This window comes from Mucilaginibacter sp. (assembly GCF_041663085.1).
Taxonomy (GTDB): domain Bacteria; phylum Bacteroidota; class Bacteroidia; order Sphingobacteriales; family Sphingobacteriaceae; genus Mucilaginibacter.
The window spans coordinates 100,489-116,679 of record NZ_JBAZRC010000001.1 but is presented as its reverse complement, the minus strand read 5'-3'; the positions used below and the strand labels follow the sequence as shown (position 1 = coordinate 116,679).

The 16,191-nt window shown below is 44.2% G+C and carries 20 protein-coding genes; 7 read left to right on the top strand and 13 right to left on the bottom strand.

Annotated features, from left to right (window positions below; genetic code table 11):
• Positions 1 to 279: 279 nt before the first annotated feature.
• From WC615_RS00510 to WC615_RS00495, 4 genes are all read left to right on the top strand, one after another.
• Complete coding sequence (locus WC615_RS00510; protein ID WP_372976183.1) at positions 280 to 1,833, top strand: glycoside hydrolase family 32 protein; 1,554 nt, start codon at positions 280 to 282, stop codon at positions 1,831 to 1,833.
• 357 nt (positions 1,834 to 2,190) lie between these two features.
• The gene (locus tag WC615_RS00505) at positions 2,191 to 3,495 is read left to right on the top strand and encodes a spondin domain-containing protein (protein WP_372976182.1); all 1,305 of its coding nucleotides are present in this window, start codon (positions 2,191 to 2,193) and stop codon (positions 3,493 to 3,495) included.
• Between the two features lie 178 nt (positions 3,496 to 3,673).
• Positions 3,674 to 4,111: a DM13 domain-containing protein gene (locus WC615_RS00500; RefSeq protein ID WP_372976181.1), complete on the top strand. Its 438-nt coding sequence runs from the start codon at positions 3,674 to 3,676 to the stop codon at positions 4,109 to 4,111.
• An 11-nt stretch (positions 4,112 to 4,122) separates the two neighbouring features.
• Complete coding sequence (locus tag WC615_RS00495) at positions 4,123 to 5,052, top strand: hypothetical protein (protein ID WP_372976180.1); 930 nt, start codon at positions 4,123 to 4,125, stop codon at positions 5,050 to 5,052.
• Between the two features lie 112 nt (positions 5,053 to 5,164).
• Here the strand turns inward: WC615_RS00495 and WC615_RS00490 are convergent, their stop codons facing one another.
• From WC615_RS00490 to WC615_RS00430, 13 genes are all read right to left on the bottom strand, one after another.
• Positions 5,165 to 5,338: a hypothetical protein gene (locus tag WC615_RS00490; RefSeq protein WP_372976179.1), complete on the bottom strand. Its 174-nt coding sequence runs from the start codon at positions 5,336 to 5,338 to the stop codon at positions 5,165 to 5,167.
• Positions 5,328 to 5,912, bottom strand: coding sequence for a cysteine hydrolase family protein (locus WC615_RS00485; protein WP_372976178.1), 585 nt, complete (start codon positions 5,910 to 5,912; stop codon positions 5,328 to 5,330). Before WC615_RS00485 ends, WC615_RS00490 begins: the two co-directional genes overlap by 11 nt.
• A 25-nt stretch (positions 5,913 to 5,937) precedes the next feature.
• Entirely contained in the window at positions 5,938 to 7,212 is a 1,275-nt protein-coding gene (locus tag WC615_RS00480) for an MFS transporter (RefSeq protein WP_372976177.1), read from the bottom strand.
• A 69-nt stretch (positions 7,213 to 7,281) separates the two neighbouring features.
• The gene (locus WC615_RS00475) at positions 7,282 to 7,899 is read right to left on the bottom strand and encodes a TetR/AcrR family transcriptional regulator (protein WP_372976176.1); all 618 of its coding nucleotides are present in this window, start codon (positions 7,897 to 7,899) and stop codon (positions 7,282 to 7,284) included.
• A gap of 367 nt (positions 7,900 to 8,266) precedes the next feature.
• Positions 8,267 to 8,992 (bottom strand): LysE family transporter, encoded by a 726-nt coding sequence (locus tag WC615_RS00470; RefSeq protein ID WP_372976175.1) that lies wholly within the window; start codon positions 8,990 to 8,992, stop codon positions 8,267 to 8,269.
• A complete protein-coding gene (locus WC615_RS00465) occupies positions 8,989 to 10,779 on the bottom strand; it encodes an NRDE family protein (RefSeq protein ID WP_372976174.1) in 1,791 nt (596 codons plus the stop codon). Before WC615_RS00465 ends, WC615_RS00470 begins: the two co-directional genes overlap by 4 nt.
• Positions 10,767 to 11,267 carry a hypothetical protein gene (locus WC615_RS00460; RefSeq protein ID WP_372976173.1) on the bottom strand — a complete coding sequence of 167 codons (501 nt, stop codon included), beginning with the start codon at positions 11,265 to 11,267 and terminating at the stop codon, positions 10,767 to 10,769. Before WC615_RS00460 ends, WC615_RS00465 begins: the two co-directional genes overlap by 13 nt.
• Positions 11,268 to 11,297: 30 nt before the next feature.
• On the bottom strand, positions 11,298 to 11,690 hold the full coding sequence (locus WC615_RS00455) for a DoxX family protein (protein WP_372976172.1): 393 nt from the start codon (positions 11,688 to 11,690) through the stop codon (positions 11,298 to 11,300).
• Entirely contained in the window at positions 11,671 to 12,375 is a 705-nt protein-coding gene (locus WC615_RS00450; RefSeq protein ID WP_372976171.1) for a phosphopantothenoylcysteine decarboxylase, read from the bottom strand. Before WC615_RS00450 ends, WC615_RS00455 begins: the two co-directional genes overlap by 20 nt.
• Positions 12,376 to 12,425: 50 nt before the next feature.
• Entirely contained in the window at positions 12,426 to 12,875 is a 450-nt protein-coding gene (locus WC615_RS00445; protein WP_372976170.1) for a YHS domain-containing (seleno)protein, read from the bottom strand.
• Between the two features lie 42 nt (positions 12,876 to 12,917).
• Positions 12,918 to 13,388 carry a YHS domain-containing (seleno)protein gene (locus WC615_RS00440; RefSeq protein WP_372976169.1) on the bottom strand — a complete coding sequence of 157 codons (471 nt, stop codon included), beginning with the start codon at positions 13,386 to 13,388 and terminating at the stop codon, positions 12,918 to 12,920.
• 199 nt (positions 13,389 to 13,587) lie between these two features.
• Positions 13,588 to 14,493 (bottom strand): alpha/beta fold hydrolase, encoded by a 906-nt coding sequence (locus tag WC615_RS00435; protein WP_372976168.1) that lies wholly within the window; start codon positions 14,491 to 14,493, stop codon positions 13,588 to 13,590.
• Between the two features lie 25 nt (positions 14,494 to 14,518).
• Positions 14,519 to 14,812 carry a putative quinol monooxygenase gene (locus tag WC615_RS00430; protein WP_372976167.1) on the bottom strand — a complete coding sequence of 98 codons (294 nt, stop codon included), beginning with the start codon at positions 14,810 to 14,812 and terminating at the stop codon, positions 14,519 to 14,521.
• Between the two features lie 25 nt (positions 14,813 to 14,837).
• On the opposite strand from WC615_RS00430, the gene WC615_RS00425 reads away from it, so the two are divergent.
• The 3 genes from WC615_RS00425 to WC615_RS00415 all read left to right on the top strand — a co-directional run bounded on the left by WC615_RS00425 (position 14,838) and on the right by WC615_RS00415 (position 16,180).
• Complete coding sequence (locus tag WC615_RS00425) at positions 14,838 to 15,176, top strand: hypothetical protein (RefSeq protein ID WP_372976166.1); 339 nt, start codon at positions 14,838 to 14,840, stop codon at positions 15,174 to 15,176.
• Between the two features lie 108 nt (positions 15,177 to 15,284).
• Complete coding sequence (locus WC615_RS00420; protein WP_372976165.1) at positions 15,285 to 15,884, top strand: sigma-70 family RNA polymerase sigma factor; 600 nt, start codon at positions 15,285 to 15,287, stop codon at positions 15,882 to 15,884.
• Positions 15,885 to 15,895: 11 nt separating this feature from the next.
• Entirely contained in the window at positions 15,896 to 16,180 is a 285-nt protein-coding gene (locus WC615_RS00415; RefSeq protein WP_372976164.1) for a hypothetical protein, read from the top strand.
• Positions 16,181 to 16,191 lie beyond the last annotated feature (11 nt).

Here is a 16,191-nt window from a genome sequence, read left to right as displayed (position 1 = left end):
TTAAATAGCTGACTAAGATAAAAATAAAGAGGTCTTCCCTCAAGGATTTGCTGGGCAATTTTTATATGTAAGCGTCGTCGCCGTACATGTCTATTTGCAAAAAGAGTTTGAAGAGATCGCTTTTGTATGCCCAGATGATCAAACCATATGGGGATGGAAGAAAGCTCAGCATAGTTCCCGTCTTTTCATGTACGCCACTTAAAGAAATGACAGATTATGAGTCCGCTTTTTCAGAGGAGTTCATAGTTAAATAACGATATATATCTTCAAAGAACGACAATGCTAAATTTGCGTAAAACAATCCTTATAGTCCTTTTTTTGTTATCTGCGGTAACAATATTTGCGCAAGGTAACAATGGGTCAAATCCTGTACCGGAACCTTACAGACCATTGATTCACTTTTCTCCAACCCAGGATTGGATGAGCGACCCAAACGGTTTAGTTTATTATAAGGGCGAATACCACCTTTTTTATCAGCATCTTGTTAAGAGTGGTCTGCCAGGATCGCATTGGGGGCACGCGGTAAGTAGCAATCTGCTCCATTGGCAGCATTTGCCCATAGCTCTTGCTCCGGATAGTTTGGGGCAAATTTTTTCTGGCAGTTGCGTAGTTGATATAAACAACACATCTCGTCTTGGCACTAAGCAGAATCCGCCCATGCTGGCGATTTTTACTTACCATAATCCTAAAGCGGAGAAGTTCCAGGAAACACAGGCGCTGGCTTACAGTACAGACAAAGGTCGGTCATGGAGAAAATATGCAGCAAATCCAATCATAAAAAATCCTGGATTGCCTGATTTTCGTGATCCTAAAGTGATGTGGGATGAGACCTCGAAACACTGGCTCATGGCGCTAGCGGCAGGTCAGGTTATCAAGTTTTATTCTTCTTCAGATTGCTTAAACTGGACATTTATGAGTGAATTTGGCACAGGCAAAGGCAATCACGCTGGACCCTGGGAGTGCCCTGATTTTTTTCCGATTAAAGTCAAAGGAACCAACGAAACCAAATGGGTTTTGCTGGTAAGCGTTGTGAATCTGAGCAATGGTGCCGACAGGTTAGCTACCGCAACACAATATTTTATTGGCGATTTTGACGGAGAAAAATTTTCCAGCAATCAAAAAGATACACTATGGGTCGACCACGGAAAAGATTGCTACGCAGGAAATACTTTTAATAATGAACCAGGCGGCAGGCGAATTTTTATAGCTTGGATGCAATCACACCAATATGCAGGTCAGGTGCAAAATAGCATAACAAAAACATGGTCGGGGGCTGCTACCTTTCCACGGGAGCTACATGTTGTGAAAAATGATAATCGTTACTATTTAGAATCAGAGCCCATCAAGGAATTATCGGATTTATTGGAGAAGAAAGTAAAGGTTGAACGGGAAAAAATAGACAGCAATTTAGATTTATCAAAATATATGAAGTTTGAAAAATTGGCATTCGAAGTTAACCTCGATTTTTCGACCAACCACCTTCCCGGAAAATATGGGATACGCTTGAAAAATGACCTAAATGAAAATATCACGATATATTATGACCGTAAACTTGGAGAAATTTTTGTGGATAGGACTAATGCAACGGGTATTAAGTTTAATGAACGATACGCCTCATTACAACAGGCCCCATATAAAAACATCGGTAAAACGATGAGTTGGCGCTTGCTGATCGATATAGCCTCGTTAGAATTTTTTACAAATGATGGCAAAATTGTATTTACTGACACTTTTTATCCCACCAAACCTTTTGACAAAATGGAGGTTTTTTCAGAAGAAGGAACTGTGATTTTAAACGAAGGAACAATTCAGCATTTGGGACAGATTTACTGACAATGGCAAAGCGATGAAGTTAAATCCGCGTACAACCAGGTCGAATATTCTTGCATTTTAATAAGTGGGTAATCTTTTGGCCGCACAACTCCAAGCTTTCAAGTTCAAGGGCAAACGCTAATAACAGGAAGAATGCAAGTCGAAATTAGGTGCGGCGTATATGTATTCTCTGGTAAATTATTCTATCCGTTTACTCACAGTCCAATCAGATACGTCCTGCATTTCAATTTTGCCAGTTAAAATAGAGGCGTTGGCGTGAAAAAATAATCGTTTTACGCACAGGCGGTTATACTGTAATTAAAAATTTATTGTAAGGAGAAAAGTCAGTCGGCGACTAAGTGTGAAATTTTACAGTAAATGAAAATCTTCAGAAAACATTACAAACTAACAGCAGCGGTGTTATTGCCGCTATTTCTTGCAGCGTGCAAAAAAAACAACGACAACGAGCCTGTCGCGACGACCAAATCTACTATTAGCGTGGAAAATGTGCTTAACTCCCAGCCACTGGTTGAATCGGGCACTTTCCAGGGCACGGGATCACCAGCCCTGATTTTGCCAGGTCAGTCTGTTACCATTCAATTTTCAGCGGCGAAGGGTGAGGCTTTAACCTTTGCAACGATGTACGGTTGGTCCAATGACCTGTTCTTTGCACCTGCCAACCCGGGTATAATGCCTTATGACAGCAATGGAAACCCTATTGAAGGGGATGTATCTTCACAGATCAAGCTTTGGGACAACGGAACCCGTGTCAACCAGGCACCAGGGGCAAACGTTAATCATCCCGGAGAGGCGGAAAGCAAAAACATTACGGAGGTGAATGGGATCGACGCTCAAGGCAATACCTATCTTGCAGCATCACAACTGGTTAGCGCAAACTTAAAATACAACGGAAATTCAGTATTCACCCTGACACTGAAAAATATTTCCGGTGGAACAAAGAATGAAACTCCGCTAAGTCCAGGTGTTTGGGCGGTCTCCTATATTGTTGGTGGCAACTTACAGAACCCTAACCCACTTTACACTGCCGGTAAGCCTACAGCCAATGGCTTATCGAATATCGCGGAGACGGGCGATAACGCATTACTGTCAACTTATATTAAAGGTATTACCGGCATTTTCACACCGCTTTCGCCGATCTTGGTTGTCATATATAATGGTATTGATAATCCTATCTATAAGATTGGAGAGAATGACAGGGGTAAAGGATTGAAACCACTGGCACAGCAGGGCAACGCGGATACGTTAGCAGCATATCTAAAGACATTGCCAGGTGTGAAACAGGTATATGTTCTGCCCGCTCCTTCCACAAGAGTATTGCTTCCGGTAATCGGAGGCCAACAGGGAGGTTTGGTTTCAACTGACTTTTCGGCAGCTAAAGGAGATCGCCTGGCGATTGCAACGATGTATGGCTTCTCAAATGACTGGTTCTTTGCTTCAACCGATAATGGCATTGATGCTACCCAAAAAGGTGACATATCGAATACGATCCAGCTATTTAACGATGGCACTGCTGTTGATCAGTTTCCCGGTGCTGGTATAACACAATTTAACCTGGCAGGCACGCCTTTAACAGCCACCAGGCCGATTGCTGTTGTTCCGAACCCAAATCCGTTTACCACGTTGCCCGATATCTCTAAAATGATCAAAGTAACGATCAAGTAAATTATGAAACAAAGGAAAAGACCGTCTCAAAAGTGAGGCGGTCTTTTTTGTTCCGGGTATTTTTGCAGGTTTCGTTGTCCCTGTTAGATCCATTAAACAGCTGAATAATAATATAACTTCTACTGTAAGGATTATCGTCAAGTTCCGACCAAAGGAAAAACCTTTAAATCAATACAGTATGAAAAAACTCTTTGGACCCTGTCTATTTTTTTTACTGGCAGCCGCCTTGGCAACCAGCTGTAAAAAAGAAAGTACACCTGCGGTCACTTTAAATGAAACTATCGATGCGACGAAATCCACACCGGCAAGCACTGGCGGTGGTTTTAGTAATGGCCAGTACGGAACGGTAACGGGTACGGCCAGGATTTTTTTAACAGGTGATAAATACCAACTGGCCCTCGAAAACTTTTCGACAAGTAACGGGCCGGATCTGAAAGTATATATCAGTAAAGAGAAGGATCCGGTACATTTTGTCAATCTTGGATCTTTGAAAGCTACCTCGGGCAACCAGATTTACGATATTCCCGCCGAAGCCAACCCCAAAGATTATAGCTATGCACTAATTTATTGTCAGCAGTACAGCCACCTATTTGGTTTTTCTCAACTAACCTTTTAATCACTCGAATTATGAAAACTTTTTTAACATTGGCGATTATCATAACCATGTCCCTGGAAGGATATGCGCAGGGTTGTAGTGACGCCGGATTTTGTAGCCTCGGGGTATTAAAAAATCACATCCAGGACTCCGTGACCACGAGGCAAAAGCGGCATGCGATTGACTTTGGGGTTAATTACGGCTTAGGAGAACAAAACACGAGTACGATCAATCCCTACCTACAATACCAGGTGAATTTCAATTCCCGGTTTTCATTTCAGTCAAAACTAACGGCTACTTATGCCACCGGCTTTTTAGGTAGTAAGTTCGATGTCGGGGACGTATACGGAACGATCAATTACGCTCCCAAAATCAATTCCGACAACAGCCTGAACTTTATAGGAGGCGTAAAAATCCCGCTTACCTCCGGCAATGGCAAAAACGCTGCAGGCAAGCCACTCCCTTTAGACTACCAGGCCAGCATTGGTACGTATGATGCTATTGGCGGGGTTAATTATATTGTTAACCGGAAATGGGAATTTGACGCAGCTATACAGGTTCCTGTGATTCAGAAAAATAAAAGCACTTATTTCCCGGACGAATACACCGATCCGAGGACGCTTAAGTTTGCGCCAACAAATAATTTTCGGAGAAAAAGTGATCTCTTAGGCAGAATTGGCTATTATTTTTTCCTTCCCCAATCCGCTATTACACTGAAGCCTAGCATTTCCGGGATTTATCATACTGGTACGGATACCTATGAGAACCGGTTTGGTGACCGCGTTTTGATTGATGGGTCCCAGGGTTTCACGTTAAACGGAAGTATTGTGGCTACAAAAACCTTTAAAAACGCGAACCGTTTTGAAATCGTGGTCGGCACACCATTCATCGTAAGAAAAGTCCGGCCAGACGGATTGACGAGGAGTGGCGTTATCAATTTTCAATATACTATTGCTTTCTAAACTTTAGGGCACACAATTCTTTCCTTTATTTAGACGAAAGGTAATAACCAGGTTTCAGCGCAGAGACACTGACAATCGATAACCGTTCTATTAATATTTAGTTCTATTAGGGCTATGGCTTATGAGGTTGACTTTGATCTACCGGAGCCATTTTAAGCTTAAAAAACTGTTTGGTAAACAACTTATAGGCCAGCACTAACCCGGTCATCAACAACGTGAAGCCCAAGATCCAGTTGATCAGGTTATGCTGTGCCTTAAGCGCGTCCATCAAATAATTACCCGTCATGCCGTAAATAATATGCTAACCAGCTCTGCAGCTCAAGTACTTCAGCCTGCCGGATAAAAATTTTGTCCATCAGCAGCCGGTGTACCTCTTCATCGGTATCTGCACAGCAATCTTCTATAACGGTAAGCTTGTAGTCTTTATCCGCTGCTTCACGGAGTGTGGAGAGTACTACACCGCTTGTGGCTATGCCCGTCATTACCAGGTGTCGAATGTCCTGAGCTCTTAAGATCACTTCGAGGTCGCTTCCCGTAAATGCGCTAACCCGGCGCTTGACCACGATGATGTCTTCCGCTTGCGGAGCCAGGTCAGGATGGGTATTAAGAAATTGCGATGCAAATTCAGCGTTCCACTGTTCCTTCTTTATAAAATTGGAAAATGATTTATTCCCTAACCCTACTTCCGGAGCGCCAGGCCGGAAACCCACCACTACATAAATAACCGGCATTTTATAGTCACGGGCTTTTGCAATAGCCTTTTTAACATTGGCTACCAGTGCCGAATGATCAGGTAAATGGCTTAACAGCGCCAATTGCATATCCATTACCAAAAAAGCTGTTTTTGTCGATTGTTCCATTTTTTTGAATTTTAAGCTAAATGATTTATATTTTTTCTATGATTTCTTCCTCGGTTTCGTCAGCGATTAGTTTGGGGCTGCCCGCGACAGGAACACGCAAGAACCTGAAAAACACTGCCGCGACCACCAAACCGATCAGCCCCTGGCAAAGCATGGTGTTGGGCGCACCGATCTTTTGCGATACGGAGCCTACCAACAAGCTGCCCAGGGGAAGCATGCCGAACAAGGCCATGATCAGGATGCTGATCACCCGTCCGCGCATATCCGGCGCGCATTCGGACTGAACGATGATATTACTGAGCGTGCCCTGCGCAACCGTCCCAAAGCCCGCTATGGCGGCGAACAACAGAGCGATGAGCAAATTCCCGCTTTGTGAAAAGGCGATCAGGCCGATACCCAGGATTACGGTACTGACCAGCAGGTGTCTTTTGAGATTGGCGTCTTTCTTTAAGGAGGTCAGGACAATGGTCCCGCAAACCGCCCCGATGCCGATAAAGCTGGTGATATAACCGAAAGTGGCGGCATTGCCTTTAAAGATGACCTTGGCGTAAACCGGCACTAAAGTGTCATACGGCATGACCAGCAAACAGATGATACTCAGCATCAGGATGACCAGGCCTATCGCCGGGGTCCGGACGATATAGTTGAATCCCTCTTTTAATTCCGTGATCGCTTTCTTTTTGATGTTCTTAGGAACGTAAGCCGGTAATTTCATAAATACCAGTGAAAGCATGACAGCGCCGAAACTGGCTGCGTTTAAAAGAAAGCATAAGCCCGCCCCGAACTTTTCAAGCACAATGCCGGATAAGGCAGGGCCAAGTAATTTAGCAAGGCTGGCTGTCGCGGACGTTAAGGAAAGTGCGCTGGGCAGGTCTGCTTCTTCATACAACACTTCATGGATCATGGCCTGCCTCGCCGGAACGTCAAAGGCGTTGATTACACCCAGGATCACGCTTAATACCAGTATTTCCCAGATCACATAATGACCGGTCATCACCAGTACCGCAAGCAGGCACGCCTGGATCATGGATACGATCTGCGTCAGCCTGATAATTTTGTAGCGTTCATAACGGTCAGCCGCAATACCGCCGGCAACCGAGAACAAAAAGGAGGGAAACTGTTCGGCAAAGATGGTCAGCCCCAGCATAAACGTAGAATGCGTCATGGAGTACACAACCCAGACGACCGCGGTACGCTGCATCCATGTTCCAAATTGCGATACTGACCTCCCCCAAAAATACAAGGTGTAGTTAAGGCTCCTGAACGCCTTAAACATATCTGTTTTACCTAAAATTGCCATAAATAAAAATGTCAAATAAAAACATTCTGACATAAATTGATAAAATGTCAGTTTTTGTGCAAAAAAAAATTAATTATTCATCCAGTGCATGGCCATAGCCGTTAACGTATCAACCGTCGGCTTTAATTCGCTGAAATCATTATCCTGCTTCATTTCCCGCCGGATACCGCGAATGCTGCTCAGCAATATAAAAATTACCCGTTCCAGGTCATTTGGCTTCACCCGCTTTACTTCCCCTTTTTCGACCCCGGCAGCGAACACCGCCGCAAGCAGATCTGATTCGGCTTTCATCAGCTTTTTGTGCACCGCGGTCAGGGTGGTCGCATGCCGGGATCTTTCGTCTACATTCATGCCCGCCTCCATGGCGGCAAAAACACCGCTTTTTTCTTCGGATAGCTTTACTTTGGCCAGGCAGAAGATCTTTAACTTTTCTTCCGTTGAACCACCTTTAGCTACGGCCAGCTTGATTTCGTCCATGATATCACGGATGAGCATTTCCATCACCGCGTCAAATATCTCATCCCTGTTTTTATAGTAATAATAAATGGCGCTCCTGCTTTTTCCGATAACCTTGGATACATCATCCATCGTTACCTTTTTCAGACCGTGTTTTAAATACAGTTGCAGCGCGGCCTGTAGGATCTGTTCCGGGAGAATATCATTAATCAGAAGTGTGGTCGATGCCATTTTATAGTTGATTGCGGACAAAGGTAAACGCAACTGACAAAAAATCAAAATATGTTAGTATGTTTTTTATTGATCTAATTATAACACTATCTGGATATTACGAGCCATCAATCGCCACGTCCGGGATAGCGAACCGTTAGTTCTGTAACACTTTGACCATATCAACTCATTGATTAATAATTACGATTTTCTAAAGCGATAACATAAATCGGTGCTCTACATCCCACGGAATTGCCTAGTTAAGCCATCCGGAATATCCAGATATAGCTCCGGTGTCGCCATAAGAGCTATTGAAGAAACCGCAAAAGAGTAACTGCCATCTGGTTTTGGCTATAAATTCACCGGCCAAACCCGAGAAGAGATTTCGTCAGGAGGCCAGTCTGCAATTGTCTTTATTCTCTGTTTGATCTTTCAGAGCTCGTTTAACAGGGCGGTCCGGAGCCATTTTAAGCTTTAAAAACTGTTTGGTAAACAACTTATAGGCCAGCACTAACCCGGTCATCAACAACGTGAAGCCCAAGATCCAGTTGATCAGGTTATGCTGTGCCTTAAGCGCGTCCATCAAATAATTGCCCGCCATGCCGTAAATAATAAATGAGATGGAGGTTCCTGACCCGATAGCCAAAATATAAAGGTTGTAAGCCCTGGGTGTACTGATCAACACCTTTCGGTCTTTTAGAACAGCAGTCCAGCCCATCCAGAAAGGCAAATGAAGCGGGTTAAGCAAACTGAGGGCCAACCCGGAATAAAAGGCATTCCTACCGACAAAGGGCAAAACGTCTGCGAAGTTTTTCATATGAAAGGCGGCTTCCAGTGTCCGGTAAGCCAATATTAAAATACCGATACAGGCCGCTATGGCCAGGAGGAGGAAAAGCCTTTTCAGGTGAGCCAGCTTATCGATCACGATCAGGGCGATGCGGACGAGCCCTACTTCTACCAATACAGCGGCGAATCCAAACCGGAAAGCGCCCGTGAAATTATTGTTCAGGGCGAAATTGGCAACGCTGGTATTTAAGGTGCCTATTGGCAGGGAACCAACAAAACTGATGCTAAAAGCAACCAGGAAAAGCTTAGTGTATCTGGCAAGGCTCATGATACTAATTTTTCGTATGCCGCATTGCTTTTTAGCATTTCCTGTCCCTCACGGTAAGTCAGATAAGGCAGCCCTTGTCGTTCATGATTAAGCTTGCTGATACGGTATAAAAGCTTCCAGTGCCTGATGATTTCCCTCCAGGCAAACCATATGGAATGTTTAGGGTCGTAAACATGCGTCGGCTCACTTCCTGCACCATTCAATTCAACAATAGAAAAGTTCTTCCCCTCACTTAGTTCTTCCCAGGTATTATACATGACATCCATCCGGCCAAAATAAAATTCAGGGACTTGGCGGCATACGCTGTCAATCGTTTCCGTAAGCTGTTCACTAATCAGGTGGCTCAAATCAATGAACTTAGCACCTCGGGCATGATTGCCATAAGGCACCAGCGTACGCACTTCACCCGCCAATAAAATCTGTTTGAGCACCGCTTTATGGGTATGCTGTAATACCCCAAGCTGCAATAGGAAACGCGGTTCGCTGATCAATAATTGTTCAACGGTTGATTCTCCATCCCCTGTCACCGTTAAAAATTCTTTACCCACAATCCCGGAGATTTGCCCTTTATCTTCGCCCGGTATCCGGTAATAAAATATGCCTACCTCATTTTTAAAATCGACGAATTCCTGCAAAAGAAAATCTACCTTAATTTTATTAATGTAATCGGTAAGTTCCGCCTCGTTATTTATTTTTTTCACTAAAACGCCTCGTCCGCCGATGTCCGGTTTGGCAATTACCGGGAAACTTAAGCGTTGTTCCTGCAAAGCTGAACTGTTCACTGCAGCATCTGTTTCTTTATTAAACAGTAACGTACGGGGATAATAGCGATCCGGCATTAATTTATAAATCTGATCTTTGCTTTCCATGGCGAAACCGCCATTTTTAATCAAGGGATTTGAGGTATTAAAAAAGAAAAGCGATCTGGCCTTCAGGCTCAGCCAAAACCAAAATGGCATGATGGGCAGATAAACCACCCGGAAAGGCCAGAATTCCCAGTTAAATAGTTTGATGAGAAATATCCTTAAAGCCAGCAACTGACTTTTTGGGGCTTTACCCACGCTCAATTCAACCCGAGGATCAATAGCAAGTTCGCTACTGTATTGTTTGTTCTCCTTAAGATCATTATAGGTCATGGTCGTACCGAACGGCGTAACGCTTAGATTGGTGATACTCATGGTTTTCATTTTTCCCTCTCTGTCGATCACCAGGCCGTCCTTTAAATCGCCTGCTCCGCCAAACCTGTGAAAATGCAATATGCCCTCTTTTGTCTTTGCATAGCTTAATTTGCGCCATTCATTAAACCAACTGTTTCTTTTTGCGATAGCCATTTTATCGTACAGGGTAGCTGATGACCAGATATAAGGATTGGTTTTATCTAATTCTGCAATATGTTTCCTTTCCCCATCCCAGCGGCACTCCAGCAATTTTCCTGATACATACAGCAAGATCGTAAATGGCTCTATCTCATCCAGGTCCATTGCTGCGTAAAAACGGTCCGGATAGTCCGCTTTAATGATATCCATTAATACAAGGCCCCTGCTTTTTCGATAAGGAGGCTGAAGGGTGTGTTTGATAAAAGCGCCGTTCAGCAGTACAACTGCATCGCCGTTGTTTTTTGCGGCGATCCAGGTTCCGTTTTTGTCCACGTCTTTGGGATAAAGGAGTTTGATATTGTCTTCCTCATATTCCCTTGGCGGGATAGCCGTAGCCCGGTTAATGCTTTCGTCGCGGTTAGAAGTAAGGTAAAAACCATCGTTTGCCGGAATATAAGTTACTGTGCACATGCCTTCCTGAATTTGAGCGTAGAAGCGGCTACACCGAAGCTCTCCGGGATCTCCAGTTCGGCCACCGCATTCACGCCAATTCGGATCAGCGCCATATGGTGAACCATATGCTCCAGGTTATAAACGAGTTCCCGCAGGTAATTGGTAAAAACGGGAAAGGGTTCAGCTTCATCGTTACCGTATTCGGCATGTAGCAACAACATCCGGTCAGGTTTATCCAGGCCGTCTGCAATCTCCAGCAAGGTTTGTATAGCAAAGTCTTTGTTCGTTTCAATCAGGCGGTTGCGCACGCGATTGTCATAGTTTACAATACCGCTTAGATAGCCCTGATTGAGTTCTATAAAAAATTCCAGTATATGACGCGTATGCTGTCCTGTTGTTGAACCGGACAATACTTTAACCGGCTGCGCATATTGTGCATCAGTCAATCCGTCAAGTACATATTGGAGCTGCCTCAACAAATGGGAGATGGGTTCTTTGAGTTTCATATCATTATTGTGTTAGATGAAGATTTTTCATCAAAAAATAAGGTTGAGAAAATTCTGTTTCCTAAAGATGACCAGGAGCAAGGAAGAGGCGACAAAAACAATGAGCGCTAAAATAAATAGCTGGCCGCCGTCATTTTGTACTACAATACCCAATTTGGTCAAATGGGAAAACATGGCTCCGGCCATAATACCGGCAGCGATAAAAGCGCCGAAGCTGGTGGTTCGGGGAATAAGAATCAGGACAGAGGCAATGAGTTCCAGTGAACCGATGCCAATCCGGCCCCACGGCTCCAAACCGAGTTTACTAAAAATATACACGGACTCGGGGGCGGCGGTGAACTTGAAAAACAAGGTTTGCAGCATAATACCTGCAGCAACGAGACGCAGTGCCCAAACCAGTACGTTAAATTGTGTGTAGGTCATGATGATTTTTATTTAATGCATATTGTTTGCTGGCATAGCTGATCGCAGCATCAGCAATATCTTTACCGACTTCCTTTTTAGATTTTAGAGGAAAAGTCCGGCCAACAAAATCCCTGTTAATCATGGTGATCTTGTTGGTGTCGTAACCGAATGTAGCCCCCTTGTCCTGTACGGAATTCAGGATGACCATATCGAGATTTTTTGTAAACAGTTTTTTGAGCGCGTTCTGTTCCTCATCGTTTGTTTCCAGCGCAAAGCCGACTGATACCTGTTCCTTTTGTTTGACCTTTCCAAATTCAAGAGCGATATCTACATTTTTGACCAGTTGCAGGCTGAACTCGTTTCCGGACTTTTTCATCTTTTGCCTACGAACTTCTGCCGGCTTATAATCGGCAACTGCAGCGGCAAAAACCGCAATTTGAACTAGTGGAAAATAGGCGCGGCATGCATTGTACATTTCATCCGCGGATATGACATCGATAATGGTGAGATCTTTGTGTGTGAGACTTAACCCGACAGGGCCGGAAACCAGCACCACTTCAAAGCCTTTGTCGAGAAAAGCTTCCGCTATCGCATAGCCCATCTTACCGGAAGAGTGGTTGGTAAGATAACGAACCGGGTCAATCGCCTCTCTGGTCGGGCCGGCAGTGATCAAAACCGGCCTCTTGTCTTTTTCTTTCGGCATTTGTTGAGGAATTAAGGCCGGTCGCTTACGGCCGGCCTATTAGGAATATTTTAATTTTTATCTTTTAACTCCGTCCAGTTTACGTCGGCTTTTTTGATCAGGTTTTCCTGGTCTTTTACCCAAATCTCTTTTACTTTAGGGCTATAGTTAAAATAAAGCTTATCGTTCAGTACTGTCCAGGTTTCTGTCTGGGTTGGCGATTTATGCCCGCTGCCATCCGAAGCACCGTAAGCGCAAAATCCGCCATATTGCGGTGCATATTTCTCGGGCGTTGCTTTAAAGGCATCCAGATCTTCCTGGCTGGCAAAAAGCCAGTTGGCACCCTTCCACTGGTAAGAAAGGCTGTCGGCCCCTTTGACCGCTTTAGACTGTTTAAAGAAAGCTACCGCATCATAACCTTTAATGGCTTTGCCACCCGGCGCGAAGATCTCTGATTTTTGGGCTTTGGCCTGGACGATGCTGAACAGCGCAACGAATGCAATAAGAATGGTACGTTTCATTTTGAATTGATTTTTTATGGATGAATTAAATTTAATTGTTGATTACCTGATGGTTTTTGCCCAGTTGGCATCCGCCTTGGTTTTCAGGTTGTTTTCGTCCTTATCCCAGGACTTTTTGGTGTTGTTAAAAAATGCGTTGTAGAACAGGTATAGTTTGCCGTCGATGAGCTTGAAGGTCTCCGGGTCGATATCAACTTTTTCACCTGTCGCACCCATCGCATAGGCACACCAGCCACCAAATTGGGGCTGATATTTGGCCGGGTTGCTTTTAAAAAGGTCGCGGTCCTGCGTATTGGCAAACCGGTAAGTAATACCTTCAGTGGTCAGGGTGATATCTTTTTTACCTTCCAGTGCTTTCTTTCCGGTGAAATAGCTTACAGGATCATACCCATTGATTGCCAGGCCCTTTTTATCAATGTTGAAATGCTTTTGGTGTAATTCAGTCGGGTTTTGTGCTGATGCGAATCCGGCAGTGAAGACAGATATCAAAATCAGCGGGAATGCTTTTTTCATGATCTAATGCGTTGGTTTTATGTTACTTTTCCCAGTTTGTCGCAGGCGCCGGGAAAGCCTTACAAACTTTTTGATTTTTATAGATCATTACCGGATTTGAAGACAAGACGCTCGGCTGGTAAGCTGAAATCAGCGATCGTTGGAAACTAAGCCGGGATGGTCAGGGCTGCCCGGGCCATTGAACTTTCGAATGACTTACTTAATTTGTAGCTAAAGTCAGTAAGTGCTTTTTTATAATATCATAATGCTCCCAGGGAATGTGATGATTCGCTCCGGGAATAATAATTACTTTCACTTTTTTGTTAAATGATAGCTTTCGAGTTCCATAAGCAACATTTTTAACGGTGACCAGGTTGTCCTTGTCACCATGTATGAAAGTAACCGGCATATTCATCCTGTAGTAGCAGGTGTCCATATCAAAAAGGTCCTTCTTAAAATACCATATCTCCGTATTACAAACCCTGAACGGTCCCGGCAACAAGTATTGCAGGGGGGTATGGACAAAAATTGCGCGCCACTTTTCCTTTGGCTCATCGTAAGGAGAGATCGAGCCAGCTAATGAAGTCACTGAAGCGTAAGCCTCCGGATGGTCCTGCGCGAGTTTCACGGCGACGGGGCCTCCGAGACTATGACCGATAAGGTGCAGTGGTCTGTCATTTTGTTCCTTTTTGACTATACCATAGATTAGCCTTGCCTGATCGGAAAGGTGATAAGCATGCCCGGCATCACTGTAACCGAAGCCGGGACGGTCAATAGCGATGATACGGAAATGTTTCAATAAGTCAGGATCCATGAGATATTCCCGGTAACCTTTCCAGCTTCCCGGTGACCCATGGATAAAGAAAAGGGTTGGCAAGGTATCGCTGCCTGCTTTAACGTAATGCAGGTTGACATGGTCAACCGACATGTACATAAAGTGCGGAAAAAGATCCTGGCGGGAAAATTCCAATTTGGCCTTTTTATCCGGTATTCGCAGGTATCGGCAAGACGCGGAAAAAACAAGTAAAATGCAGAGGAGTACAAATAAGTGCCGTGTTTTTATCATCTGAAAAGCAATTGTTTCTTCTGTTGAATAGCTAAGCGCAGTGCTGCCGGTTTTCGGCAACCCACGCTTAGGTATTTCTCAATCATTACTTCACGGCCAGCAGGTCTACCTGTTCGATAACCGGCGGCTGGGCTAGTAATTCAGGAGCTTTGGACATTAAAGCTTTCGCGATCTCACCGCCTAAATGAGCCTGACGGCCTTCCTCGGCTTCAAAGGTGTCAAATATACCAAAGGTAGAGGGGCCTAACTGTAGCGCATACCAGCTAACAGTAGCCGGTTCCTGTTCTGCAAGCGGCAGGGCGCTTTTAATAAAGTCTGCGACTTCCTGTTCTTTTCCTGGCTTGGCTTCCAGCCTGACCAATAATGCTAATTTTACCATAGTTGAATGTTTTAAAGTGTTATTAATGATTATAGATGATGAATTTGGTTGGTTCGCCGCCAATTTTAATGAGTTGCGGGCGGGACTTTACCCGGTAATCCGTCCGTCCAGCCTAAACGAGCCTGGTGGGCAACTGGAACAGTCAACCGATGTTAAGGGTTCTATGCAGCTAACACTTTTCGCGGCATGTGAAGGATGGATGCGGGATGCGCGCTTTTTATCTTTTAAAGCGAACGAAAGTGAACCAAACCCTATCATAACCAACCAGGTTATCAGTGTAAATTTTATAGATGGTACCATTGCTATTTCGTTGGAGTTTTTGGGTTTTGTCGCCATCCGCATCAAATCCTTACAAAAAATTTAAAAAAGATATGTAAGGATTCGGTGGGTTCTACGACCAATCACAAACAAATAGCACATCAGCAAGCGCCTGGTGAAACAATTCTATTTATGGATTAATCTTAAAATTAAGATGCAGATCGAAAAAGGTCAGATAACCGCTATAAAAGTACATACCTGCGACCCTTCGCAATGGGTAAATAAATACGCCGACTATTTGTACGGCTACACATTATCCAGAATCAATGATGAGGAACTCGCCCGTGACCTGGTGCAGGAAACGTTTTTAGCGGCGTTGGAGAAAGCAGAAAAATTTGAGGGAAGAAGTTCGGAAAGCACTTGGCTAACCGCGATCTTAAAAAATAAGATCATCGACGTCTACCGTAAAAAATCATCGGGGCTCTTGAAAAGGCAGGAAGCCCGGATACAAGCCCAGGATTTGGATGACTTTTTTGAAGTGGACGATGGGCACTGGAAGGCACAACACCGCCCGCAGGCCTTTGGTTTAGAAGCCGACAACCCTCTTTTGGGTAAGGAGTTTAATCACATTCTTAAAGAATGTATGCAAAAGCTGCCCGCACTGTGGCTGTCTGTTTTTACCATGAAGCACATGGATGAGGAGACGACAGAAGTGATATGCTCAGAACTTAAAGTTACCTCGTCCAATTATTGGGTGATCATTCACAGGGCTAAGTTAAACTTACGCGCGTGCCTGCAAAAAAACTGGATTTAAATTAGAAGAAGATGGAAGATAGTGAATTGAAGAAAATTGCCTATAACTGCAAGAAAGCGACGTTTCTGATTGAAAAAAAGCAGATCGGCACCATAAGTATGCGTGAAAAACTGGAGTTGAAGATACACCTGGCGGGTTGCTCCGTGTGCCGGATTTTTGAACAACAGAGTCTAGTCATCAATAAAATGGTACATGATCTGTTTCATGAGCCGGAGCCCAATGAGCACATCAAGCTTGACGACAAATTCAAAAAAGAACTACAGCAGCGTATTGAAAAAAAGCTCGATAAACATTAGAACCGGTACGT

Excerpts from the sequence above, each read along its gene's own strand:
- WC615_RS00510 (WP_372976183.1), top strand. The coding sequence starts at position 280 with ATGCTAAATTTGCGTAAAACAATCCTTATAGTCCTTTTTTTGTTATCT.
- WC615_RS00505 (WP_372976182.1), top strand. The coding sequence starts at position 2,191 with ATGAAAATCTTCAGAAAACATTACAAACTAACAGCAGCGGTGTTATTG.
- WC615_RS00500 (WP_372976181.1), top strand. The coding sequence starts at position 3,674 with ATGAAAAAACTCTTTGGACCCTGTCTATTTTTTTTACTGGCAGCCGCC.
- WC615_RS00495 (WP_372976180.1), top strand. The coding sequence starts at position 4,123 with ATGAAAACTTTTTTAACATTGGCGATTATCATAACCATGTCCCTGGAA.
- WC615_RS00490 (WP_372976179.1), bottom strand. The coding sequence starts at position 5,338 with ATGACGGGTAATTATTTGATGGACGCGCTTAAGGCACAGCATAACCTG.
- WC615_RS00485 (WP_372976178.1), bottom strand. The coding sequence starts at position 5,912 with ATGGAACAATCGACAAAAACAGCTTTTTTGGTAATGGATATGCAATTG.
- WC615_RS00480 (WP_372976177.1), bottom strand. The coding sequence starts at position 7,212 with ATGGCAATTTTAGGTAAAACAGATATGTTTAAGGCGTTCAGGAGCCTT.
- WC615_RS00475 (WP_372976176.1), bottom strand. The coding sequence starts at position 7,899 with ATGGCATCGACCACACTTCTGATTAATGATATTCTCCCGGAACAGATC.
- WC615_RS00470 (WP_372976175.1), bottom strand. The coding sequence starts at position 8,992 with ATGAGCCTTGCCAGATACACTAAGCTTTTCCTGGTTGCTTTTAGCATC.
- WC615_RS00465 (WP_372976174.1), bottom strand. The coding sequence starts at position 10,779 with ATGTGCACAGTAACTTATATTCCGGCAAACGATGGTTTTTACCTTACT.
- WC615_RS00460 (WP_372976173.1), bottom strand. The coding sequence starts at position 11,267 with ATGAAACTCAAAGAACCCATCTCCCATTTGTTGAGGCAGCTCCAATAT.
- WC615_RS00455 (WP_372976172.1), bottom strand. The coding sequence starts at position 11,690 with ATGACCTACACACAATTTAACGTACTGGTTTGGGCACTGCGTCTCGTT.
- WC615_RS00450 (WP_372976171.1), bottom strand. The coding sequence starts at position 12,375 with ATGCCGAAAGAAAAAGACAAGAGGCCGGTTTTGATCACTGCCGGCCCG.
- WC615_RS00445 (WP_372976170.1), bottom strand. The coding sequence starts at position 12,875 with ATGAAACGTACCATTCTTATTGCATTCGTTGCGCTGTTCAGCATCGTC.
- WC615_RS00440 (WP_372976169.1), bottom strand. The coding sequence starts at position 13,388 with ATGAAAAAAGCATTCCCGCTGATTTTGATATCTGTCTTCACTGCCGGA.
- WC615_RS00430 (WP_372976167.1), bottom strand. The coding sequence starts at position 14,812 with ATGGTAAAATTAGCATTATTGGTCAGGCTGGAAGCCAAGCCAGGAAAA.
- WC615_RS00425 (WP_372976166.1), top strand. The coding sequence starts at position 14,838 with ATGATTATAGATGATGAATTTGGTTGGTTCGCCGCCAATTTTAATGAG.
- WC615_RS00420 (WP_372976165.1), top strand. The coding sequence starts at position 15,285 with ATGCAGATCGAAAAAGGTCAGATAACCGCTATAAAAGTACATACCTGC.
- WC615_RS00415 (WP_372976164.1), top strand. The coding sequence starts at position 15,896 with ATGGAAGATAGTGAATTGAAGAAAATTGCCTATAACTGCAAGAAAGCG.